We start from the raw sequence: 21683 nt of genomic DNA on the forward strand, positions 1-21683 counted from the left end.
ACCCTACGGCCTGATGGGGGGCCGGTGCGGGCCCGCCCAGGTGCCGGGACGCGGCGAGGCACTCTGTCCCGATTGCCCGCATTGGGTCATGATCACCTCATGACGGTGCCGGCCCCCTCACCCCGCTCTCCCCGCTCGTCCGGCCTCCTCCCCCGCCCTCCGCACCCCACCCAGTCACTGGCCGCGGTGTTCTCGCGGATGACGAATGTGCTGATCGGCCTGTGCTGTGCGGTCTTCGTGGTCGGCCCCGCCTCCGGCCTGAACCGGATATACGGCACCGGCGATGCCCTGCTGAAGGCCCAGACCGCGTATTTCGAGCGGTGGGGCGTGATCCCGCTGGATCTGTGGAGCGGTTCGGTACGGGCGCTGATCACCCCGCTCACCGCGTTGTTCGTGCACGGCAGCTGGCTGCATCTGCTCGGCAACGTGCTCTTCCTGTACGTCTTCGGCGGGATGACCGAGGCACGTATGGGCAGGTGGCCGTTCGCCGCCTTTTACCTCATCATCGGCTACCTGGCGCTGCTCGGCTACGCGGCCGCACACGCCGCCTCGGGCCAGACGCTGGTGGGCGCCTCCGGCTCGATCTCCGGCGTACTGGGCGCCTTCCTCTTTCTGTTCCCCACGGCCCGGGTCACCAGCGTCTTCCCGTTCCTGTTCTTCCTGCCGCTGCGCTTCCCCGCCTGGATCGTGCTGCTGTTCTGGTTCTTCCTTCAGTGGCAGGCCGCGCAGGACGACCCCCGCGGTCCCGGCGTCGCCTACCTCGCCCATGTCGTCGGCTTCGCGCTCGGCTTCCTGTACGCCTGGGCCCGATACGGGAGGGATAGTGTGGGGGCCACCGGGGGAGATGACCGGGCAACCGAGGGAGAGAGCCAGCCGTGATCACGTCGATCGTGCTCATCAAGACCAACGTGGACCAGATCCCGGAGATCGCCGCGAAGATCGCCGCGCTGGAGGGTGTCAGCGAGGTCTACTCGGTCACCGGAGCCCACGATCTGATCGCGATGGTGCGGGTCGCCGCCCACGACGACCTCGCCGACGTCATCCCGGGCCGGATCAGCAAGGTGCCCGGCGTCGCCGCCACGGAGACGCACATCGCCTTCCGTACGTACTCCCAGCACGACCTTGAGGCTGCCTTCGCGATTGGGCTCGACGCGTAGCCCTTCCTTATCCCACGTTTTCGGCTGTCCCGCCGTGGTGGTTGTTCGCCGTTGCGCCTCTCCGCTGCGCTGTGCTTTGCACCCCACGTTGTCGGCTTGCCGCCGTTGGGGTTCGTCACCGTTGCGCCTGCGGCGGGCTGGGGTCGCTGCGCGGGGCTGTCGGGTGCGGTGCCGCTCCTCCGGACTTCGTCCTGCGGCGCGTCCCCTCCCGTTGAGGGGTGGAGAAAAGGCTGGTGGGGGTGCCGGTAGGTGGTCCGGTGCGCCTTGCGTCTCGCACGTGAACCCGCGGGCCGAACGCCCGCCCCCACCCACGTTTCACCCATCCACTCACGGGAGGGGGCGGGCCGGAGGGGCCTGGTGTGTGGACGTAAAGCGCAGCAGTCCACACACCAGGCCCCGCAGGCCCGTCACCGCACCCACAGCCCCGCGCAGCGGACCCCGCCCGCCGCAGGCGCAACGGCGAACAACCGCTACGGCGAGAGGGCCGACAACGGATTAAACGGCGGGCACACAACGCCCGTCCTCCGTGCGGTAGTTCCAGCGCGCACCGTCCGCCACCAGCTCCTTGACCGCCCGGACGAACCGCTCGACGTGCTCGTCGGGCGTCCCGGCACCGAAGCTGACCCGGATGGCGTTCAGCGACCGCTCACCGGGCGCCGCCTCCGGGGCCCCGCACTCCCCCGGCTCCTGCGGCTCGCTGCCCAGCAGGGTCCGTACGAGCGGGTGCGCGCAGAACAGGCCGTCGCGGACGCCGATGCCGTACTCCGCCGACAGCGCCGCCGCGAAGTGCGAGCTGTTCCAGCCCTCGACGACGAAGGACAGGACGCCCACCCGCGCCGCGTCCTCGCCGAAGAGCGAGAGCACGTTCACCTCGGGCACCTCGGCCAGCCCTTCCCGCACCCGGGCGATCAGCTCCTGCTCACGGGCGACCAGGCCCTCGAATCCGGCCTCGGTCAGCGCCCGGCAGGCCGAGGCGATCGCATAGGCGCCGATGACGTTCGGCGAACCGGCCTCGTGCCGGGCGGCGGTGGTGTGCCACTCGACGTCCACGCCGCCGTCCGTCCGCCGGGAGACCTTGCGGCTGGCGCCGCCGCCGGCCAGATACGGTTCGGCGTCCTGCAGCCAGTCCGCGCGGCCGGCCAATACACCGGCGCCGAACGGCGCGTACAGCTTGTGCCCGGAGAAGGCGATCCAGTCGACGTCCAGCTCCGCGATGTCCACGGGGTGGTGCGGGGCGAGCTGCGCCGCGTCCAGCACGATCCGCGCACCGTGCGCATGTGCGGCGGTCGCCAGCTCCCGCACCGGCCACAGCTCACCGGTCACATTCGACGCACCGGTCACACAGACCAGCGCCGGGCCGTAGGGCTCCCGCTCGGCCAGCGCCTTCTCCAGGGTGTCCACCGCCTGCTGCGGGGTGCGCGGCGCGTTGAGGTAGGTCACCGCGACATCCGCGCGCTGCTCCCACGGGAGCAGCGAGGCATGATGCTCGGTCTCGAAGACGAACACCCGGGTGGCCTGCGGGAGTACGGCGGCGAGCAGGTTCAGCGAGTCGGTGGTGGAGCGGGTGAAGACCACCTGGTCCTCGGATCCGCAGCCCAGGAACTCCGCGATCGTCCGGCGGCTGTTCTCGAAGAGGTCGGTGGACAGCTGCGAGAGGTACCCGGCGCCGCGGTGCACGCTGCCGTAGTACGGGGCGTAGGCCGCCACGTCGTCCCAGACCCGCTGCAGCGCGGGCGCGCTGGCGGCGTAGTCCAGCGCGGCGTAGTCGACCTCGCCGCCGGTCACGAGCGGAACGAGCACGTCCCGGCCGAGAACCGGCAGCGGGGCACACACGGAGCGGTCGGCGGCAACGGCGGAAACAGACATGGCGAACTCCCGTAAGAGGTAAGCGAATTCGCTGCGGGCGGGGCGCAGGAGCGCACGGCACGGCGCCGCAGCGGAAAAGGAAAAGGGGTGCGAAAAAGGGGCCGTCGAGCCCTATCGCATTCGCTGATTCACGGAAGTTCTCCCTCGGGGACCAGGATCCCTGGCGAGGGATCCGCGCTTGCCGCAGACCTCGCTGCCTGCGGCCTGGTCATCACCCGGGGCACCCCGCCACGGAAGGAGGGTTGCCGGACAGCGGGCCGGGGCCTGCATCGCTGTCACTCGTGACCTGCGCAGAATCATGCCACACCGGCAACAGCGCGCAAGCCCCGGTCCGTATACCGGACCGGGGCTTGCGTCACACTCCGCGTCACCGCGCGCTCATGTGTTGCTGGCGGCCACCCAGCGCTCCAGCGCCTGAAGCGCCGCACCCGAGTCGATCGCGGCGGCGGCCCTGTCGATACCGGCCCGGATCTGTTCCGCCAGTGGGGCGTCGGTCGGCTCCAGCGCGACCAGCGCCGCCGCGGAGTTCAGCAGCACCGCATCGCGCACCGGACCGGTCTCCCCGTCCAGCAGCCGGCGGGCCACCTCCGCGTTGTACGACGCGTCCGCGCCGCGCAGCGCCTCCACCGGCACCAGCGGGATCCCCACGTCCCGCGGGTCGAAGGCCTCCTCGCGCACCGTGCCGTCCCGGACGATCCAGACCCGGGAGGTCGCGGTCGTGGTCAGCTCGTCCAGGCCGTCATCGCCCCGGAAGACCAGCGCCGACGAGCCGCGCTCGGCGAGCACCCCGGCCAGGATCGGCGCCATCCGGGCGTCGGCGACTCCGGTCGCCTGGGCGCGGACCCTCGCGGGGTTGGTCAGCGGGCCCAGCGCATTGAACGTCGTACGGATGCCGAGCTGGCCCCGGGCGTTGGCGACGTGCCGCAGCGAGGGGTGGAACGTCACCGCGAAGCAGAAGGTGATGCCCGCTTCCTGGGCGACCTCGGTGACCCGCTGCGGGGTGAGGTCGAGATTGACGCCGAGCTTCTCCAGCACGTCGGAGGCGCCGCTGGCCGAGGACGCGGCGCGGTTGCCGTGCTTGACGACCTTGGCGCCGGTGCCGGCCACCACGATCGAGGACATCGTGGAGATGTTGACGGTCTTGGCGCCGTCGCCGCCGGTGCCGACGATGTCCACGCTCGGCCCGGGCACCTCGATCAGCCGGGCGTGCGCATACATCGTGCGCACCAGTCCGGAGATCTCCGCGACGGTCTCGCCCTTGGCCCGCAGCGCCACCGCGAAGCCGGCGATCTGGGCGTCGGTGGCCTCGCCCCGCATGATCTTGTCCATCGCCCATGCGGTGTCGTCCGCGGCGAGGTCATGGCCGTCGAGCAGGGCGTTGAGGACGCCCGGCCAGGTGTGGGCCGCCACGCTGTCGCCGCCCACCGGGGTCACAACGTTCATGGTCCACACTCCTGGTTCGTCTCCTGCTTATGCCGTCACCCTATCGAGACGACGGCACGCCGGAGGGCCCCGTCCGGATTGGGGTCTCCCCTGCTCGGCCGAGGCCGAGCGCGGGGAAGGACGGGGCCCTCTGGGTGGCGTGCTACCTACGGTGCGCTACGAGGCGCCGCGGTGATCAGTGGTGGCCGTGGCCGCTGGTGATCTCCTTGTACTCCTCCACCGTGGGCTTCGGGATGACGTTGTCCTCGCCGTAGAAGTTCCGCGAGAGCCGGGCGCGCAGCTTCTGCGAGAGCGACAGCTTGCGTGCCACACCGTTCTCGTCGACCTCCGGGCCGAGCTCGACCGGAGTGGGCTGCTCGTGCTGCGTGAGCACGTGCAGCTGCTCCTGGTCGAGCGGCTCGTGGACCTCGATGAACTCACCGTGCGGCAGGCGCTTGATGATGCCGGACTCGCGTCCGTGCAGCACCTTGTCCCTGTCGCGCCGCTGCAGACCCAGGCAGAACCGCTTGGTGGCGATGAAGCCCAGCACCGGCCCGACGAAGAACGCGATCCGGACGAACCAGGTGATCGAGTTGATCGACAGGTGGAAGTGCGTGGCCCACAGGTCGTTGCCGCCACCGATCAGCATCACGAAGTACGCGATCAGCCAGGCGACACCGAAGCCGGTACGGGTCGGGACGTTGCGCGGGCGGTCCAGGATGTGGTGCTCGCGCTTGTCACCCCTGACCCAGGACTCGACGAACGGGTAGACCGCGATCGCGACCAGGACCAGCGGGAAGATGATGATCGGGATCAGCACACCGAAGTTGACGGTGTGGCCCCAGAAGTTCCACTCCCAGCCCGGCATGACACGCACCAGACCCTCGGCGAAGCCCATGTACCAGTCGGGCTGGGCGCCGGTGGACACCTGGTCGGGCCGGTAGGGGCCGATCGCCCACACCGGGTTGATGCTGGCGATCGCGGCGATCGCGGCGATCACACCGAAGACCAGGAAGAAGAAGCCTCCGGCCTTGGCCATGTAGACCGGCAGCAGCGGCATGCCCACGACGTTGTTGTTGGTCTTGCCGGCACCCGGGAACTGGGTGTGCTTGTGGTAGAAGACCAGGATCAGGTGCGCCACCAGCAGGCCGAGCATGATGCCCGGCAGCAGCAGGACGTGCACCGTGAAGAACCGCGGGATGATGTCGTGCCCCGGGAACTCCCCGCCGAAGATGAAGAACTGCAGGTACGAACCGACCAGCGGCATCGCCAGGACGACGCCCTCGATGAACCGCACACCGGTACCGGAGAGCAGGTCGTCGGGGAGCGAGTAGCCGGTGAAGCCGGTGAACATGCCCAGCACGAACAGCAGGAAGCCGAACAGCCAGTTGACCTCGCGCGGCTTGCGGAAGGCGCCGGTGAAGAACACCCGCATCATGTGGACCATCATCGCGGCCAGGAACACCAGCGCGGCCCAGTGGTGGATCTGCCTTATAAGCAGCCCGCCCCGGACGTCGAAGCTGATGTCCAGCGTCGACTCGAAGGCCTGCGTCATCCGGATCCCCTGCATGGGCACATAGGAACCGTGATAGGTCACCTCGGCCATGCTCGGGTGGAAGAACAGCGTCAGATAGACACCGGTCAGGATGATGATGATGAAGCTGTAGAGCGCGACCTCACCCAGCATGAAGGACCAGTGGTCCGGGAAGATCTTGCGCATGTTGGACTTGGCGAGGCTGTAGATGCCCAGCCGACCGTCCGCCCAGTCCGCGATCCGCTCGCCCCGTGGCGCGGGGCCACGGCGGGTGGTGGTCGCGGTTGTCTCGTTACTCATCCGCGCTCCCAGAAGCTCGGGCCGACGGGCTCCGCGAAGCCGGTTGCGGCCTCCAGGAAGCCGTCCTTCTCCGTGATGTGCAGCTGCGGCAGGGCGTGTCCGGCCGGACCGAAGATCACCCGGCCACCGTCAGAGAGGTCGAACGTCGACTGGTGGCAGGGGCAGAGCACGTGGTGGGTCTGCTGCTCGTACAGGCTGATCGGGCAACCCACGTGGGTGCAGATCTTCGAGTACGCCACGATGCCCTCGTGCGACCAGGAGAGTTCGTGCTTGTCCTTGATGTCCTGCGGCTGGATCCGCACGAGCATCAGGGCGTCCTTGGCGATCTTCTCGGCGAACTCCTCGTCGTTCTCCTCCAGGCCCTCGGGCTTGGCGAACGTCAGGGAGCCGACCGCGATGTCCTCGGGACGCAGCGGGAGGTTGGTGGACTGGTTGACGAGCCGGACGCCCTTCTTCCAGTTCGTGGTGCGCAGCTTGGTCCCGGGCAGCGGCCCGAGGTCACGCAGCAGGACGACGCCGGAGAGCGGCACCAGGGCCAGCGCGCCGAACATCGTGTTGCGGATCAGCTTGCGGCGGCCGAACTGCGACTCCTTCGCGCCCTCCGCGAAGTCCGCCATCACCTTGGCCTTGACCTCGGGCGAAGCCTCGATCGGGTGGCGCTCGTCGGCGACCTCCTCGTCCGACATCAGCGTGCGGGCCCAGTGGACCGCACCGGCGCCGATGCAGAAGAGCGCCGCGCCGAGCGTCAGACCGAGCGCGAAGTTCAGCGCGCTGATGTGACCGATCGGCCAGATGTAGACGATCTTGTCGATCGGGATCGCCACGTACGAGGCGATGAAGGCGACCGTGGCCACCATCGACACCAGGAAGAGGAGGGCCACGGTGCGCTCGGAGCGCCTCGCGGCCTGCTCGTCGATGTCCTGGGCCCGGTGCTCGTGGGCCGGCAGGCCCGGGTCGGCGAACGGGTTCTCCGCCGTGGCCACCGCGCCTTCGTGAGCCGTCTCCCGCTCACCGGGAAGTGTTTCTTCTGGCACGTCTTCGTGTCGTCCAGTCTCGCTCATGACTTCTTGGCCTTCGTAGTCCGGGCTGCGACCCAGATGGCGACCGCGATCAGCGCGCCCAGGCCGAAGATGTAGCCGAAGAGACCCTCGCTGACCGGGCCGAGACCGCCGAGGTCGAGGCCGCCGGGGCTCTCGGATTCATCGCCGTTGACGGCGTCGAGGTACGCGATGATGTCCTTCTTGTTCTCCTTCGCCAGCGAGCCGTCGCCGAAGGAGGGCATGTTCTGCGGGCCGGTCTCCATGGCCTCGTAGATGTGCTTCGGGTCCACACCCTCGAGCGTCGGTGCGAACTTGCCGTCGGTCAGGGCGCCGCCCTTGCCGGTGAAGTTGTGGCACTGCGCGCAGTTGGTGCGGAACAGCTCGCCGCCCTTGCCGATGTTGGCGCCTTCGGGGCTGTACTGCTCCTTGGACGGCACGCTCGGGCCGGGGCCCAGCGACGCGACGTAGGCCGCGAGCTGATCGATCTGGGCGTTGTTGTAGATGTTCTTCTTCTTCGGCACCTGGGCGCCGGGCTGCTGGGCGGGCATACGGCCGGTGCCCACCTGGAAGTCGACGGCTGCGGCGCCCACGCCGACCAGGCTCGGGCCGTCGGAGGTGCCCTGACCGCCGGTGCCGTGGCAGCTGGCGCAGCCCACGGCGAAGAGCTTCTTGCCCTCCTTGACGGCAAGAGACTGGGCGGTGTCATCGGCCTGAGCCTTGTCCGCCGGCGCGAACGCGGCGTACAGCCCCCCAGTGACCGCCAGCGCGAAGAGTAGGACGACGAGCGCCGCCAGCGGATGGCGCCGTCGTGCGGAGAGCTTTTTCACGGATTACCCCGGTGTCAGGATCTTCTGCGTCGATGCTTTGGCTATGTCTGTCTGAAATGCGGGCCCGGCAGTCAGGCCCGGTACCGGTTACCGGATCAGGTAGATCGTGGCGAAGAGGCCGATCCAGACGACATCGACGAAGTGCCAGTAGTAGGACACGACGATGGCCGCGGTGGCCTGCGTGTGGGTGAACCTCTTGGCCGCGTATGTCCTGCCCAGGACCAGCAGGAAGGCGATCAGACCGCCCGTCACATGCATTCCGTGGAAGCCGGTGGTCAGGTAGAACACCGAGCCGTACGGGCCGGACGAGAGCGACAGGCCCTCGTGCTTGACCAGCTCCGTGTACTCGAAGACCTGACCGCCGATGAAGATCGCACCCATGATGAAGGTGACCACGAACCAGGCCCGGAGCTTCTTGACATCGCCGCGCTCGGCCGCGAAAACGCCGAGCTGGCAGGTCAGAGAGCTGAGCACCAGGATCGTGGTGTTGGTCGCGGAGAACGGAAGATTCAGCGCACTGGCGGATTCCTTCCAATACTCGGATCCGGTCACCGAACGAAGGGTGAAGTACATCGCGAAGAGGGCCGCGAAGAACATCAGCTCGGAACTCAGCCAGATGATGGTTCCGACGCTGGTGAGGTTCGGCCGATTGACCGACGGGTGCGCGTGCCCGGTTTCTACTGTCGTTGCTGTCGCCACGACCGACATTATGTCGGTCGCTTATCCCGCCCTCACTCCGGGGGGTGCCGTTCGGTGTGTCAAGGGCGTATGCCCTGCTCGTACGGCCCATTTCGGCGGTCGCCCGAAGGGGGGACCGATCGGGGGCACCGACGCGCGCCGGCCGCGCCGGAGCCGCTCCTGACGGCCCGTCGGGCAGATCTTGGATCCGCTCAACCCCTCCTGCGGGCCCGCGCTGCGGGAGTAGCATCCGCCTCACCCGATGCTGTGCCGCTACGAAGCGTGGAGGAACGATGCAGGCGACTGCCACGGTGCTGGTCTACAGCGACAACGCCAACACCCGCGAGCAGGTCCGGCTGGCGGCCGGACGGCGCCCCGCCGCCGATGCCCCGCAGATCGAGATCCTGGAGTGCGCCACCGCGCCCGCCGTCCTCACGGCCCTGGAGCAGGGCGGCATCGACGTCTGTGTGCTGGACGGCGAGACGGCGCCCGCGGGCGGGATGGGCGTCTGCCGGCAGATCAAGGACGAGATCTTCCGGTGTCCGCCGGTGCTGCTGCTGATCGGCCGCCCCCAGGACGCCTGGCTGGCCACCTGGAGCCGTGCGGATGCCGCGGTGACGCATCCGCTGGACCCGGTGGCCTTCGCCGACGCCCTGGCCGGCCTGCTGCGCCGCAGGAACCTCGTACAGGCCTGAGCGGCCCGCTGGGCGACGCTCAGAATTTCGGGCGCAGCCGGGCGTCGTCGGCGGGGTTCTGGGCGCGGTCGGCGGCTCCTGTGGTGCTGGAGGCCTTGCTCTTCAGCGCGCTGCCGTCGCGCCATTCCTGCCAGGGCATGTTCCAGTCTCCGAAGCCGTTGTCGAACGGCGTCATGGTGTCGCCGCCGCTGTTGACGACCTTGACGATGTCCCCGACCCGCACGGTGTTGAAGAACCACTGGGCGTTGCTGGTGGACATGCCCGTACAGCCGTGGCTGACGTTCGCCGCGCCCTGTGATCCGACGGACCAGGGTGCGGCGTGGACGTACTCACCGCTCCAGGTCACCCGGGTGGCCCAGTAGACCGGCAGATCGTAGGAGTCCCCGCTCCCGGCGGCGATGCCGACGGTCGAGCTGCGCATCCGTACGAAGCTCTCCTTGCCGAGGACGACCTTGACGCCGTTGCGGGTGGAGAAGCCGGGCTTGCCGGTGGTCACGGGGATGGTGTTGATCGACTCCCCGTTGCGCAGCACCGTCATCTGGTGCGTCGCCGCGTCCGTGATGGCCTCCACCCGGTCGCCGGTGGTGAGCTTCACCGGCTTGGACGAGCCTCCGTAGAGCCCCTTGGCGACCTTCAGGCCCGCCAGGTTGCTGTGCACCGAGATGGTGGCGTGCGCGGGCCAGTACTCCTTGGGGCGGAAGTGCAGTTTCTTGTCGTCGACCCAGTGCCAGGCGCCCTGGACCCGCGGCATCGAGTCGACCTTGAGGGCGCTCTCGACGATGGCCCGGGCCTTCTGGTCCTTGATCGGCTGGCTCAGCTCGGCGGTGACCGGCTGGCCGACGCCGTACTCGCCCGCCTTCGGGCCGAAGGTGGCGGTCAACTGGCCGTCGGCGCCCTGGGTGTTGACCACCAGGGTCTTACGGCCGGGCGAACCGTCCTCCTCCTCGGTGCTCACCCGCACCGTGTAGCGGCTGCCGGCGGCCAGTGGCACCGTGGTGCGCCAGTGCCTGCCGTCGGCGCTCAGCTCGCCGCGCACGAAGCGGCCGGTGGCATCGGTGGCGGTCACGTCGGTGATCCGCGCGTCGTCCCCCTTGACGGAGACCTCAAGCGGCTTGTCAGGGTCCGCTTTCTTGTTGCCGTCGGGGGTATTGGCCGAGATCTGGTCGGCCGCGTCGTAGGGGTTGGCGGAGAGCGCTTCCGAATCCGAGCCCCCGCACGCGGTGGCGCTCACCGCAAGGGGCACGAGCAGGAGGCCGCAGCTCAGCACCGTCCGGGTTCGAGGTCTGTGACTCATGCCCCAAAAATATGAAGAATCACCTGTCTCAGCGCGCTGAGGGACTGCAAACGGGTCTGTCCCGCGCCTCCAAACGAGGCGGGCCCGGACACCTGTTGAGGTGTCCGGGCCCGCCGTACGGCAGATGCGCCGTGGTTACTGCGTGCGGTTCTCGCCGCGGTAGTACTCGAAGACCCAGCCGAAGAGGCCGACGAAGATCACCGGGAGGGAGAAGTACAGCAGCCACCAGCCGAAGACGACGCCCAGGAAGGCGAGCGCGCCACCGATGGCCAGGGACAGCGGCTGCCAGCTGTGCGGGCTGAAGAAGCCCAGCTCACCGGCGTCGTCCGAGACCTCGGCGTTCTCGTTGTCCTGTGCGCCGGCGTCGACCCGCCGGGCCGTGAAGGCCAGGTAGTAGCCGACCATGATGCACAGCCCGAAGGCAAGGAACAGTGCGGTGGTACCCGCGGGCTCCTTCGACCAGACGCCATAGACGATCGCCATGGCGAGGACGAAGACGGAGAGCCAGATGAACATCTTGCCCTGGATCTTCACTTGCCCGCCTCCTTGCCGCCGGCGAGGGCCTTGTCGTCCTCGGAGGCGCGGCCGTTGTGCAGCGCATCGAGGGCTGCGATCTCCGGGTGGTGCAGGTCGAACGCCGGGGATTCGGAGCGAATGCGCGGCAGGGTGAGGAAGTTGTGCCGCGGCGGCGGGCAGGACGTCGCCCACTCCAGCGAGCGGCCGTAGCCCCACGGGTCGTCGACCTCGACCTTCTCGCCGTACTTCGCCGTCTTCCAGACGTTGTAGAGGAACGGCAGGATCGACAGGCCCAGCAGGAACGAGCTGATCGTCGAGATGGTGTTCAGCGCCGTGAATCCGTCGGCCGCGAGGTAGTCCGCGTAACGCCGCGGCATGCCCTCGGCACCCAGCCAGTGCTGGACGAGGAAGGTGCCGTGGAAGCCCACGAACAGTGTCCAGAAGGTGATCTTGCCGAGCCGCTCGTCCAGCATCTTGCCGGTGAACTTCGGCCACCAGAAGTGGAAGCCGGCGAACATCGCGAAGACGACCGTACCGAAGACCACGTAGTGGAAGTGCGCCACGACGAAGTACGAGTCGGAGACGTGGAAGTCCATCGGCGGCGACGCCAGGATGACACCGGTCAGACCACCGAAGGTGAAGGTGATCAGGAAGCCGATCGTCCACAGCATCGGCGTCTCGAAGGACAGCGAGCCCTTCCACATCGTGCCGATCCAGTTGAAGAACTTCACACCGGTCGGCACTGCGATCAAGAACGTCATGAACGAGAAGAACGGCAACAACACGCCGCCCGTCACATACATGTGGTGCGCCCACACCGTGACCGAAAGACCGGCAATCGAAACCGTCGCCGCAATCAGCCCGATGTAACCGAACATCGGCTTCCGGGAGAACACCGGAATGACCTCGGAAATGATGCCGAAGAACGGCAGCGCGATGATGTACACCTCTGGATGGCCGAAGAACCAGAAGAGATGCTGCCAGAGCAACGCCCCGCCATTTGCCGCATCGAAGACATGCGCACCGAATTTACGGTCCGCCTCCAGCGCGAACAGCGCCGCCGCCAGCACCGGGAAGGCCAGCAGGACCAGCACACCGGTCAGCAGCACGTTCCAGGTGAAGATCGGCATCCGGAACATCGTCATGCCGGGCGCCCGCATGCAGATGATCGTCGTGATGAAGTTGACCGAACCGAGGATCGTGCCGAAGCCCGAGAAGGCCAGACCCATGATCCACATGTCCGCGCCGACGCCCGGCGAACGCACCGCGTCCGAGAGCGGCGAGTACGCGAACCAGCCGAAGTCCGCCGCACCCTGCGGGGTGAGGAAGCCGGCCACCGCGATCAGCGAGCCGAAGAGGTAGAGCCAGTAGGCGAACATGTTCAGCCGCGGGAACGCCACATCGGGCGCGCCGATCTGCAGCGGCATGATCCAGTTCGCGAAGCCGGCGAACAGCGGCGTCGCGAACATCAGCAGCATGATCGTGCCGTGCATCGTGAACGCCTGGTTGAACTGCTCGTTCGACATGATCTGCGTGCCGGGACGGGCCAGCTCGGCGCGCATGAGCAGCGCCATCAGTCCGCCGACGCAGAAGAACGCGAACGACGTGACCAGGTACATCGTGCCGATCGTCTTGTGGTCAGTGGTCGTCAGCCAGTTCACCACGGCGATGCCGGGTTGCTTCTTGCGTACGGGCGGTGCTGCCGGAGCCGTATCGGCGGCGGCACCCTGAGGTTCGTTGAGGATGCTCACTGGTTCTTGGTCTCCGCATTCCTGGCGTGATCCGTCTGCTTGATGCCCGACGGCAGGTATCCGGTCTGGCCCTTCTTCGCCAGGTCCTTCAGGTGCTCCCGGTACCGCTCGGGGGAGACGACCTTGACGTTGAAGAGCATCCGGGAGTGGTCGACACCGCAAAGCTCGGCGCACTTGCCCATGAAGGTGCCCTCCTTGTTGGGGGTCACCTCGAAGACGTTGGTGTGGCCCGGGATGACGTCCTGCTTCATCAGGAAGGGCACCACCCAGAAGGAGTGGATGACGTCACGAGAGGTCAGCACGAACTGGACCGTCTCGCCCTTGGGCAGCCACAGGGTCGGGCCCGGGTTGCCGGTCTGCGGGTTGCGCTCACCCGGGACGCCCGAGTCGTAGACGCCGTCGGCACCGGCCGGAGCGCCCTTCTTCCACTTGTCCGGGATCGCGGACAGTTCACTGGAGTTGATGTTCGAGGTCGACTTGTCGCCGTCCACGTCCTCCAGGTAGTTGAACGCCCAGCTCCACTGGAAGCCCACCACATTGACGATGTGGTCCGGCTTCTTCGAAGTCTTGAGGATTGCGCTCTCGTCACGCGCGGTGAAGTAGAAAAGCACCGCGATGATGATGAACGGGACGATCGTGTACAACGCCTCGATCGGCATGTTGTACCGCGTCTGCGCGGGGACCTCCACCTTGGTCCTGCTACGGCGGTGGAAGATCACGCTCCAGATGATCAGGCCCCAGACCAGCACGCCCGTTGCGAGGGCGGCGGCCCAGGAGCCCTGCCAAAGAGAGAGGATCCGCGGCGCCTCGTCGGTGACGGGCGTTGGCATACCGAGGCGGGGAAAGTCCTTATATGTGCAACCAGTAGCGGTCGCCAGGACCAGGCCCGCAGCAAGCACCTGCGGCAGCTTCCGCCGCATCGGGCGCCGCGACGAGCGGTCGGAGCCGTTGGGACTCACGTAGCGCCTTCCCGAGAGTCTCGCCCGCGAGACCGGCTGCGGCCGTCTCGCTGGTCGGTCGCCGGCCCTGGCACGGGCAGGGGTTTGGATGTTTATGCGGACCAAACCCTACTGGACGCTATTTGGGGTCGCGCGGGGAGGGTGCCCAACGCGCCGCGGCGCACCCCTAAGGGGTGGTCAGGGCCCCCGGGAGGCGCCCGACGACCCCCCGAATACCCGCTTCCACCAGGCATCTGACGCCGTGCCCGGCACTGCTCGCGCGCCGCCGTCCGGGCGCGTGCCCACCCGCCGGCCGGAGCCCGGAGCCCCGTGGCGCCGCACGGTGGGGCCGAGGGGCGCCCCCGGTGTCGGGCCGGAGGACTAACGTCTCGTACGTGCCCTATTTCGACGCGGCGTCGGCCGCCCCCCTGCATCCCGTCGCCCGCGAGGCCCTGCTCGCCTCGCTCGACGAAGGCTGGGCCGACCCGGCCCGCCTCTACCGGGAGGGGCGGCGCGCCCGGCTGCTGCTGGACGCCGCACGGGAGGCCGCGGCCGAGGCCGTGGGCTGCCGCCCGGACGAATTGGTTTTCACCCCTTCGGGGACGCAGGCGGTGCACTCGGGAGTCTCCGGCGCGCTGGCGGCCCGCCGGCGCGCCGGCCGCCGGATGCTGCACTCGGCCGTGGAGCACTCCGCCGTCCTGCATGCCGCCGAGGTCCACGAGGCGGCCGGCGGCAGCCGCGGGGAGCTGGCCGTGGACCGTACGGGCCGGGTGGCGGCCGACGAGGTCGCCGCCGCGCTCGGGCCGGACACCGCGCTGGTCTGTCTCCAGTCCGCCAACCACGAGGTGGGAACCGAACAGCCGGTCGAGGAGGTGGCCGTGCTCTGCCAGGAGGCGGAGGTCCCCCTCCTGGTGGACGCCGCGCAGTCGCTGCCGTGGGGGCCGGTGCCCGGTGCCTGGTCGCTGCTGACCGCGAGCGCCCACAAGTGGGGCGGCCCGCCCGGTGTGGGGCTGCTCGCCGTCCGCAAGGGGACCCGGTTCGCACCCCAGGGGCCGCGGGACGAGCGGGAGTCGGGCCGCAGTGCGGGGTTCGAGAACATCCCCGCGGTCGTCGCCGCCGCGGCGTCCCTGCGTGCGCTGCGGGCGGGCCCGGAGACGGGGGACGAAGCGGCGCGGCTGCGGCGGCTGGTGGACCGGATCCGGACACGGGTGCCGGAGCTGGTCCCGGACGTGGAGGTGGTCGGCGATCCGGCGCACCGCCTCCCCCATCTCGTCACCTTCTCCTGTCTCTATGTCGACGGAGAGGCGCTGCTGCACGAGCTCGACCGGGCCGGCTTCTCGGTGTCGTCCGGGTCGTCGTGTACGTCCAGCACCCTGACGCCGAGCCATGTGCTGCGCGCGATGGGCGTGCTGTCCGAGGGGAATGTGCGGGTCTCGCTGCCGTACGGCACGGCCGAGGCGGAGGTGGAGCGCTTCCTGGAGGTGCTGCCACAGGTGGTGCACTCGGTGCGGGAGCGGCTGGGGGTCCCGGCGACGGAGGCCGGAACCGCACCGGCAGCGGGAGTCGGGGCCGCCCCGGCGACGGCGGACGAGGCGCCGCACCCCACCCGGGCACCGGCCACCCCGGAGGCCGGGGAATCCGCCGGCGGATCCGCCGGGTCCGGCGGCCTGGTCGTCGACTCGCTGGGCAAGCGCTGCCCGATCCCGGTCATCGAGCTGGCGAAGGTGATCAATGACGTGCCGGTCGGAGGGACGGTGACGGTGCTCTCCGACGACGAGGCCGCCCGGCAGGACATCCCCGCCTGGTGCGCCATGCGGGACCAGGAGTACGTGGGCGAGCGGGCGGCCGAGCGCGGCGCCGCCTATGTGGTGCGGCGCCGCGCCTGACGGGGCCGGTCAGGCCAGGTGCTGCTGGACCTCGGCCGCGGCCTCGTGGCCGTAGGCCTTGGTGAAGCGGTCCATGAAGTGGCTGCGGTGCAGCTCGTACTCCTGGGTGCCGACGGTCTCGATGACCAGCGTCGCCAGCATGCAGCCGATCTGTGCGGCGCGCTCCAGGCCGACGCCCCAGGCCAGGCCGGACAGGAAGCCGGCGCGGAAGGCGTCGCCGACGCCGGTGGGGTCGGCCTTGGCGTTCTCCTCCGGGACCCCGACCTCGATGGCCGGCTCGCCGAGCCGCTCGATGCGGACGCCGCTGGCGCCGAGGGTGGTGACGCGGGTGCCGACCTTGGCGAGGATCTCGTCGGAGGTCCAGCCGGTCTTGGACTCGATGAGGCCCTTCTCGTACTCGTTGGAGAAGAGGTAGGCGGCGTCCTCCAGGAGAGTGCGGATGGCGTCGCCGTCCATCCGGGCGATCTGCTGGGAGAAGTCGGCGCCGAAGGGGATACCGCGGCTGCGGCACTCCTCGGTGTGCCGGATCATCGCCTCGGGGTCGTCCGCGCCGATCAGTACGAGGTCCAGGCCGCCGACCCGCTCGGAGACGAACTGCAGCTCGATCAGCCGGGCCTCGCTCATCGCGCCCGTGTAGAAGGACCCGATCTGGTTGTGGTCGGCGTCCGTGGTGCACACGAAGCGCGCGGTGTGCAGGACCTCGGAGATGCGTACGGAGCGGGTGTCGACGCCGTGGCGGTCGAGCCAGGCGCGGTACTCCTCGAAGTCGTTGCCGGCGGCACCGACCAGGATCGGCGCGGTGCCGAGCTGGCCCATGCCGAAGCAGATGTTGGCGGCGACGCCGCCGCGACGGACATCGAGCTGGTCGACCAGGAACGAAAGGGAGACCGTATGCAGTTGGTCGGCGACCAACTGCTCGGCGAAACGGCCGGGAAAGGTCATCAGGTGGTCGGTGGCGATGGATCCGGTGACTGCGATACGCACGACGGGTCTGCTCCTGCGGAAGGCGTAGGGGCGGGCGGACGTGTAGCAACGCTACCCGTCGGGGTCGCGCGCCACCCGGTCATCCCGGACACTTGGAATGGCTGAAACTACCCAATAGTAGGTCTTTCTCCTCGCTACATGGCTGCGTACGGTGCCCCTATGACCAAGCCTGTGAAAGCCGTCACACCGCGCGAGGGTGTCTCACCCACCGCGCAGGACCCCGAATCGCTCGACGAGCTGCGCGGCGACTGTGCGCGGATGTCCGGTCGCTGGAAGGCCGGGCGGCGGTCCGCGCCGGCGACGGGGCGCGCGGCCGATCTGCACGGCGTCGAGGTCCCCGCCTCCTCGGCCGCACTCGTGGACGGAATGTCCGAGTACGGCGACTGACCGGCCGCCCGGCGGGAACCGTATACGCCCCCGCTCCGTCCCATCGACGTCCACCTCACGGAGGATGGACGTCAGATGTTCAGCGGAGCCGAAGGAGCGATGCGGTGAACACCGAGGACACCACCGACACCCCGAACCCCAAGGAGCGCAGGCGGCGCACCCCCGTGGTGGTCGCCTCGATGGCCGCGGCGGTAGTTCTCGCCGGGGGCGGCGCGGCGTACTGGGTCTCGTCCGCCTCCAGCGGCGAGGGCTCCGGTGCGGGGTCCGCGGCCAAGGGCGCCCCGCCGCCACTGGCGCTCGACGGCTACACCGGCGGGGGCTCGATCGCTGCCGGTGAGCCCAACCCGCAGGGTGCGAAGTACCGGGCGGTGAAGAAGCTTCCCGGCGGTCCGGCGTCCGCGCCGGTGTACCGCCCCAAGGGCGAGATAAGCCGCGAGTCGGTGGAACGGCTCGCGAAGGCGCTGGATGTGTCCGGAAAGGTCCGCTCGGAGGGCACCTCCTGGAAGGTCGGCGGGCCGACGCGGGATGCCCGTGGCCCCGTCCTGCAGGTGAACAAGTCCGGCTCGGGCGCCTGGACGTACTCGCAGTACGGCACGCCGGGCGGCACGAACTGTGCGCTGCCCGCCTCCCCCAAGGGCGGCAAGGGCCAGGACCAGGCCGACGGCGCGGCGCCGTCGGGCCGGCCCGGCTGTCCTTCGTACCGCGGCGGCGGGGACATCACGACCGAGGACGACAGCAGCGGCAAGGGCGCGGTGTCGCCGGAGAAGGCCGAGCAGGCGGTGCGGCCGGCGCTGAAGGCGCTCGGCCAGGAGAACGCCAAACTCGATGCGAGCGGACTGTCCGGCGCGGTGCGGATCGTCAGCGCGAGTCCGGTGCTCGGCGGGCTGCCGACGTACGGCTGGCAGAGCGATCTGCAGGTCGGCTCGGACGGTCAGGTGGTCGGCGGCAGCGGCCAGTTGGCGAACCCGGTCAAGGGCGCGGACTATCCGGTGCTGGGCGCCGACAAGACGCTGGACCGGCTGAATTCGGGCGAGGGCCGCAAGCCGGCCGGCTGCCCCTCGACGCCCGGCCACAAGAGCGGCAAGGGCGACGGGATCGCGCCGTGCGAGCCGGCACCGACGAAGGCGCAGCAGCCGGCCGAGGTGACCGGTGCGGTCTTCGGGCTCTCGGTGCAGTACGTGGACGGCGGCCAGACGCTGGTGCCGTCGTGGCTGTACAAGGTGCGCCAGCCGGGCGCCGGCAGCGGCCCGGACGCCACCTCGACGATCGCGCACCCGGCGGTGAACCCGAAGTATCTGGCCCACCGGGACGACGGCGGCGCGTCGCAGAGCACCGGGAAGCCGTCGCAGAAGCCGTCCGGGAAGCCCGGGGCGATGGCCCTGGAGTCGTACGACGTGGGCGACGGTGGCAAGAAGCTGACGGTGCACTTCTGGGGCGGTGTGTGCAGCGTCTACTCGGTGAGCGCCGAGGAGTCCGGCACGACCGTGAAGACCAAGGTCGTCGGCAAGGACAAGAAGCCGGGCCAGGTCTGCGTGAAGATCGCCAAGGAGTTCACCAAGACCGTGACGCTGCAGAAGCCGCTGGACGGCCGGAAGGTGGTCGATGTGTCGACCGGTGAGTCCGTGCCCAAGCGGTGACCGGACGCGGTGGGGGTCCGGCGGCACACGGCCCACCGCGGTGGGCCTCACACAGACGCGAAAAAGAAAGGCGGCGCTCCCCCGGTCGGGGGCGCCGCCTTTCGTTCGTGCTGCCCGTGCTCCTTAGCTGAAGGAGTCGCCGCAGGCGCAGGAGCCCGTGGCGTTCGGGTTGTCGATGGTGAAGCCCTGCTTCTCGATCGTGTCGACGAAGTCGATGGAGGCACCGCCCAGGTAGGGGGCGCTCATCCGGTCGGTGACGACCTTGACACCGTCGAAGTCCTTGACGACATCGCCGTCGAGCGAACGCTCGTCGAAGAAGAGCTGGTAGCGCAGACCGGAGCAGCCGCCGGGCTGAACGGCCACCCGCAGCGCGAGGTCGTCCCGGCCTTCTTGCTCCAGCAGGCTCTTGACCTTCGACGCGGCCGCGTCGGACACGATGATGCCGTCGCTGACGGTGGTCTCGTCCTGAACGCTCATCTACATCTCTCCCGGGTTGTACGGACCGCTTGTCATCGGTTGCAACCAGCTGCAACCGGAGACGTCCCGGATTAATTCCGGCTGGGCGCAATTTGCCGAGAAGCCTTCCGGACGCTGCCGGAGGCAGCCTCTCGCCTCGTTCTCTCCTCATGCTCGCACATCGGCGGCCGGGAACAGGTGGCCGACCACACACGGCGGTGCTGATGCGTCACATCGACACAATGGCCATCGTCAAAGTGACGTGAAGCAGCTATCATAGATAGCGTCAAATAGACGAAAAGGCTCCCGGTGCACGCACCGGCTCCACTGATGCGGCTGCGCCGCGCTCATTCGAAGAAAAGAGAGGGTGCGTGTTGTGACCACCGCCCAGCCCCTGGACGTCCAGCCGACCCCGCTGGCCCTGCTCCTGCTCGGCCGTGAGGCCGACCCCAAGAGCGAGCGCGGTGTGGAGTGCCCCGGCGATCTGCCGGCTCCGTCGGACCCCGACCTCGTCGAGCGCGCCCGCGCGGCCAAGGCGAAGCTCGGGGACAAGGTCTTCGTCCTCGGGCACCACTACCAGCGCGACGAGGTCATCGAGTTCGCCGATGTGACCGGCGACTCCTTCAAGCTCGCGCGGGACGCCGCCGCCCGGCCGGACGCCGAGTACATCGTTTTCTGCGGTGTGCACTTCATGGCGGAGTCCGCGGACATCCTCACCGGCGACGACCAGCAGGTCATCCTCCCCGACCTGGCCGCCGGCTGCTCGATGGCCGATATGGCCACCGCCGAGCAGGTCGCCGAGTGCTGGGACGTCCTGACCGAGGCCGGTATCGCCGAGCAGGTCGTCCCCGTCTCGTACATGAACTCCTCGGCCGACATCAAGGCCTTCACCGGCAAGCACGGTGGCACGATCTGCACGTCCTCCAACGCCCAGCGGGCGCTGGACTGGGCCTTCGAGCAGGTGGACCCCGCGACGGGCAAGGTGCTCTTCCTGCCCGACCAGCACCTGGGCCGCAACACCGCCGTCCGCGACATGGGTCTGTCGCTGGACGACTGCGTGGTCTACAACCCGCACAAGCCGAACGGCGGCCTGACCGCCGAGGAGCTGCGGGCCGCCAGGATGATCCTGTGGCGCGGCCACTGCTCGGTGCACGGCCGCTTCTCCCTGGAGTCGGTGAACGACGTGCGGGAGCGCATTCCGGGTGTCAACGTCCTCGTCCACCCCGAGTGCAAGCACGAGGTCGTGGCGGCCGCGGACTACGTCGGCTCGACGGAGTACATCATCAAGGCGCTGGAGGCCGCCCCGCGCGGCTCGAAGTGGGCCATCGGCACCGAACTGAACCTGGTCCGCCGGCTGGCCAACCGCTACGCCGCGGAGGACAAGGAGATCGTCTTCCTCGACAAGACGGTCTGCTTCTGCTCGACGATGAACCGCATCGACCTCCCGCACCTGGTGTGGACGCTGGAGTCGCTCGCCGCCGGCAAGGTCGTCAACCGCATCCAGGTCGACCACGAGACCGAGAGCTTCGCGAAGCTGGCGCTGGAGCGGATGCTGGCACTGCCGTAGGCCCCTCGGGCAGGCGGCCGGCAGCGCGACGGCCGCCTGCCCCGGAGCGGGGGCGGCGGCCGGTCTGCCCGACGTGACCCGGAGGTCTACTTGGCGGCCTCCAGGGTCCAGCGGACCTTGTCGGTGTCCTTGATCGCGGTCGCGCAGGGCCCGGTCGTGATCTTCTTCTCGTTCACGTACGCGTTCCACTTCTTCTTGCTGTCCGCGACATCACCATGGATGTCGGTGACGACGAAGTCCTTTTTGGTGGCGTCCCAGTACGCCCGCACCCCGCCGAGACCGTACTGCTCCTCGGCGTCGACCAGGGCGGTGAGCGGGGTGGGGTCGGTGCCGTTGGCCGCGCAGTAGAAGCCGCCGAAGACGGTGCGCGCGGCCGTTCTGACGATGCCCACACTGCCGGTGTAGGCCCCGCCCGTGACGCCCACCCGGACGCCGACGACGGGTCCGGCGGCGGCAGGCGGAGCCGCCGCGAGAGCCAGCGCGAGGGCCAGCCCGGCGGCGGTTACGGGGGCGGCCCAGCGGGCCGGGACACACAGCACCGATGCTCACCTCTCGTCGATTCCGTACGCACGGTCACCCTCGCACCACCCACCGCGACCGGCGAGCGGTGCACCCCCGAACGTGCACCGGCCCGCCGCCCGGACCCCCGGGCGCCGGTCCTCACCGGCAGGGCCGGCAACGGCAGGGCCGGCAACGGGCAGCAGGCAGCAGGCAGCAGGCAGCAGGCAGCAGGCAGCACGATGCCCCC

At 69.2% G+C, this 21683-nt stretch carries 20 protein-coding genes and 1 riboswitch; of the genes, 7 read left to right on the forward strand and 13 right to left on the reverse strand.

Annotation, left to right across the window (positions count from 1 at the left end):
- Positions 1-198: 198 nt before the first annotated feature.
- Positions 199-879: a rhomboid family intramembrane serine protease gene (locus tag ACWGI6_RS32730; protein WP_453270890.1), complete on the forward strand. Its 681-nt coding sequence runs from the start codon at positions 199-201 to the stop codon at positions 877-879.
- Positions 876-1157 (forward strand): Lrp/AsnC ligand binding domain-containing protein, encoded by a 282-nt coding sequence (locus ACWGI6_RS32735; RefSeq protein WP_393910273.1) that lies wholly within the window; start codon positions 876-878, stop codon positions 1155-1157. The genes ACWGI6_RS32730 and ACWGI6_RS32735 overlap by 4 nt, the downstream gene beginning before the upstream one ends.
- Positions 1158-1652: 495 nt before the next feature.
- Here ACWGI6_RS32735 and ACWGI6_RS32740 read toward each other — a convergent pair whose 3' ends face one another.
- The 6 genes from ACWGI6_RS32740 to ctaE form a co-directional block, all read right to left on the reverse strand.
- The gene (locus ACWGI6_RS32740; protein ID WP_453270870.1) at positions 1653-3023 is read right to left on the reverse strand and encodes an aminotransferase class V-fold PLP-dependent enzyme; all 1371 of its coding nucleotides are present in this window, start codon (positions 3021-3023) and stop codon (positions 1653-1655) included.
- A 169-nt stretch (positions 3024-3192) separates the two neighbouring features.
- Positions 3193-3310: riboswitch (SAM riboswitch) on the reverse strand.
- 91 nt (positions 3311-3401) lie between these two features.
- Complete coding sequence (gene trpD, locus ACWGI6_RS32745) at positions 3402-4466, reverse strand: anthranilate phosphoribosyltransferase (RefSeq protein ID WP_453270871.1); 1065 nt, start codon at positions 4464-4466, stop codon at positions 3402-3404.
- A gap of 175 nt (positions 4467-4641) precedes the next feature.
- On the reverse strand, positions 4642-6279 hold the full coding sequence (gene qcrB, locus ACWGI6_RS32750; RefSeq protein WP_453270872.1) for a cytochrome bc1 complex cytochrome b subunit: 1638 nt from the start codon (positions 6277-6279) through the stop codon (positions 4642-4644).
- Entirely contained in the window at positions 6276-7340 is a 1065-nt protein-coding gene (gene qcrA / locus ACWGI6_RS32755; RefSeq protein ID WP_393910277.1) for a cytochrome bc1 complex Rieske iron-sulfur subunit, read from the reverse strand. The genes qcrB and qcrA overlap by 4 nt, the downstream gene beginning before the upstream one ends.
- Complete coding sequence (gene qcrC, locus ACWGI6_RS32760) at positions 7337-8146, reverse strand: cytochrome bc1 complex diheme cytochrome c subunit (RefSeq protein ID WP_393910278.1); 810 nt, start codon at positions 8144-8146, stop codon at positions 7337-7339. The genes qcrA and qcrC overlap by 4 nt, the downstream gene beginning before the upstream one ends.
- 87 nt (positions 8147-8233) lie before the next feature.
- A complete protein-coding gene (gene ctaE, locus ACWGI6_RS32765; RefSeq protein WP_393910279.1) occupies positions 8234-8854 on the reverse strand; it encodes an aa3-type cytochrome oxidase subunit III in 621 nt (206 codons plus the stop codon).
- Between the two features lie 263 nt (positions 8855-9117).
- On the opposite strand from ctaE, the gene ACWGI6_RS32770 reads away from it, so the two are divergent.
- Positions 9118-9519 (forward strand): DNA-binding transcriptional response regulator, encoded by a 402-nt coding sequence (locus ACWGI6_RS32770; protein WP_362614685.1) that lies wholly within the window; start codon positions 9118-9120, stop codon positions 9517-9519.
- Between the two features lie 19 nt (positions 9520-9538).
- On the opposite strand, the gene ACWGI6_RS32775 is transcribed toward ACWGI6_RS32770, so the two are convergent.
- The 4 genes from ACWGI6_RS32775 to ctaC form a co-directional block, all read right to left on the reverse strand.
- Entirely contained in the window at positions 9539-10813 is a 1275-nt protein-coding gene (locus ACWGI6_RS32775; protein ID WP_453270873.1) for an Ig-like domain-containing protein, read from the reverse strand.
- 135 nt (positions 10814-10948) lie between these two features.
- Positions 10949-11347 carry a cytochrome c oxidase subunit 4 gene (locus tag ACWGI6_RS32780; RefSeq protein WP_393910281.1) on the reverse strand — a complete coding sequence of 133 codons (399 nt, stop codon included), beginning with the start codon at positions 11345-11347 and terminating at the stop codon, positions 10949-10951.
- Positions 11344-13080, reverse strand: coding sequence for an aa3-type cytochrome oxidase subunit I (ctaD, locus tag ACWGI6_RS32785; RefSeq protein ID WP_453270874.1), 1737 nt, complete (start codon positions 13078-13080; stop codon positions 11344-11346). The genes ACWGI6_RS32780 and ctaD overlap by 4 nt, the downstream gene beginning before the upstream one ends.
- Entirely contained in the window at positions 13077-14039 is a 963-nt protein-coding gene (gene ctaC, locus ACWGI6_RS32790) for an aa3-type cytochrome oxidase subunit II (protein ID WP_393910006.1), read from the reverse strand. Before ctaC ends, ctaD begins: the two co-directional genes overlap by 4 nt.
- 374 nt (positions 14040-14413) lie before the next feature.
- Between ctaC and ACWGI6_RS32795 the strand changes: the two genes are divergently transcribed.
- Positions 14414-15904: an aminotransferase class V-fold PLP-dependent enzyme gene (locus tag ACWGI6_RS32795; RefSeq protein ID WP_453270875.1), complete on the forward strand. Its 1491-nt coding sequence runs from the start codon at positions 14414-14416 to the stop codon at positions 15902-15904.
- Positions 15905-15913: 9 nt separating this feature from the next.
- Here ACWGI6_RS32795 and ACWGI6_RS32800 read toward each other — a convergent pair whose 3' ends face one another.
- Positions 15914-16888 carry a carbohydrate kinase family protein gene (locus ACWGI6_RS32800; protein ID WP_453270876.1) on the reverse strand — a complete coding sequence of 325 codons (975 nt, stop codon included), beginning with the start codon at positions 16886-16888 and terminating at the stop codon, positions 15914-15916.
- A 159-nt stretch (positions 16889-17047) separates the two neighbouring features.
- Between ACWGI6_RS32800 and ACWGI6_RS32805 the strand changes: the two genes are divergently transcribed.
- Together ACWGI6_RS32805 and ACWGI6_RS32810 are read left to right on the forward strand one after the other, a co-directional pair.
- Positions 17048-17275 carry a hypothetical protein gene (locus tag ACWGI6_RS32805; RefSeq protein WP_453270877.1) on the forward strand — a complete coding sequence of 76 codons (228 nt, stop codon included), beginning with the start codon at positions 17048-17050 and terminating at the stop codon, positions 17273-17275.
- Positions 17276-17379: 104 nt separating this feature from the next.
- The gene (locus tag ACWGI6_RS32810) at positions 17380-18912 is read left to right on the forward strand and encodes a hypothetical protein (protein WP_453270878.1); all 1533 of its coding nucleotides are present in this window, start codon (positions 17380-17382) and stop codon (positions 18910-18912) included.
- A gap of 123 nt (positions 18913-19035) precedes the next feature.
- On the opposite strand, the gene ACWGI6_RS32815 is transcribed toward ACWGI6_RS32810, so the two are convergent.
- A complete protein-coding gene (locus ACWGI6_RS32815; RefSeq protein WP_393910011.1) occupies positions 19036-19389 on the reverse strand; it encodes a HesB/IscA family protein in 354 nt (117 codons plus the stop codon).
- A gap of 346 nt (positions 19390-19735) precedes the next feature.
- Between ACWGI6_RS32815 and nadA the strand changes: the two genes are divergently transcribed.
- A complete protein-coding gene (gene nadA, locus ACWGI6_RS32820; protein WP_453270879.1) occupies positions 19736-20935 on the forward strand; it encodes a quinolinate synthase NadA in 1200 nt (399 codons plus the stop codon).
- Positions 20936-21021: 86 nt separating this feature from the next.
- Here nadA and ACWGI6_RS32825 read toward each other — a convergent pair whose 3' ends face one another.
- The gene (locus ACWGI6_RS32825; RefSeq protein WP_453270880.1) at positions 21022-21474 is read right to left on the reverse strand and encodes a DUF4430 domain-containing protein; all 453 of its coding nucleotides are present in this window, start codon (positions 21472-21474) and stop codon (positions 21022-21024) included.
- Positions 21475-21683: the final 209 nt, after the last annotated feature.

It is taken from the genome of Streptomyces sp. NPDC054786, assembly GCF_053611685.1.

Coding starts and splice junctions, on each gene's coding strand:
- ACWGI6_RS32805 (WP_453270877.1), top strand. CDS start 17,048: ATGACCAAGCCTGTGAAAGCCGTCACACCGCGCGAGGGTGTCTCACCC.
- trpD (WP_453270871.1), bottom strand. CDS start 4,466: ATGAACGTTGTGACCCCGGTGGGCGGCGACAGCGTGGCGGCCCACACC.
- ACWGI6_RS32740 (WP_453270870.1), bottom strand. CDS start 3,023: ATGTCTGTTTCCGCCGTTGCCGCCGACCGCTCCGTGTGTGCCCCGCTG.
- qcrA (WP_393910277.1), bottom strand. CDS start 7,340: ATGAGCGAGACTGGACGACACGAAGACGTGCCAGAAGAAACACTTCCC.
- ACWGI6_RS32815 (WP_393910011.1), bottom strand. CDS start 19,389: ATGAGCGTTCAGGACGAGACCACCGTCAGCGACGGCATCATCGTGTCC.
- ctaE (WP_393910279.1), bottom strand. CDS start 8,854: ATGTCGGTCGTGGCGACAGCAACGACAGTAGAAACCGGGCACGCGCAC.
- ACWGI6_RS32770 (WP_362614685.1), top strand. CDS start 9,118: ATGCAGGCGACTGCCACGGTGCTGGTCTACAGCGACAACGCCAACACC.
- ACWGI6_RS32775 (WP_453270873.1), bottom strand. CDS start 10,813: ATGAGTCACAGACCTCGAACCCGGACGGTGCTGAGCTGCGGCCTCCTG.
- ACWGI6_RS32730 (WP_453270890.1), top strand. CDS start 199: ATGACGAATGTGCTGATCGGCCTGTGCTGTGCGGTCTTCGTGGTCGGC.
- qcrB (WP_453270872.1), bottom strand. CDS start 6,279: ATGAGTAACGAGACAACCGCGACCACCACCCGCCGTGGCCCCGCGCCA.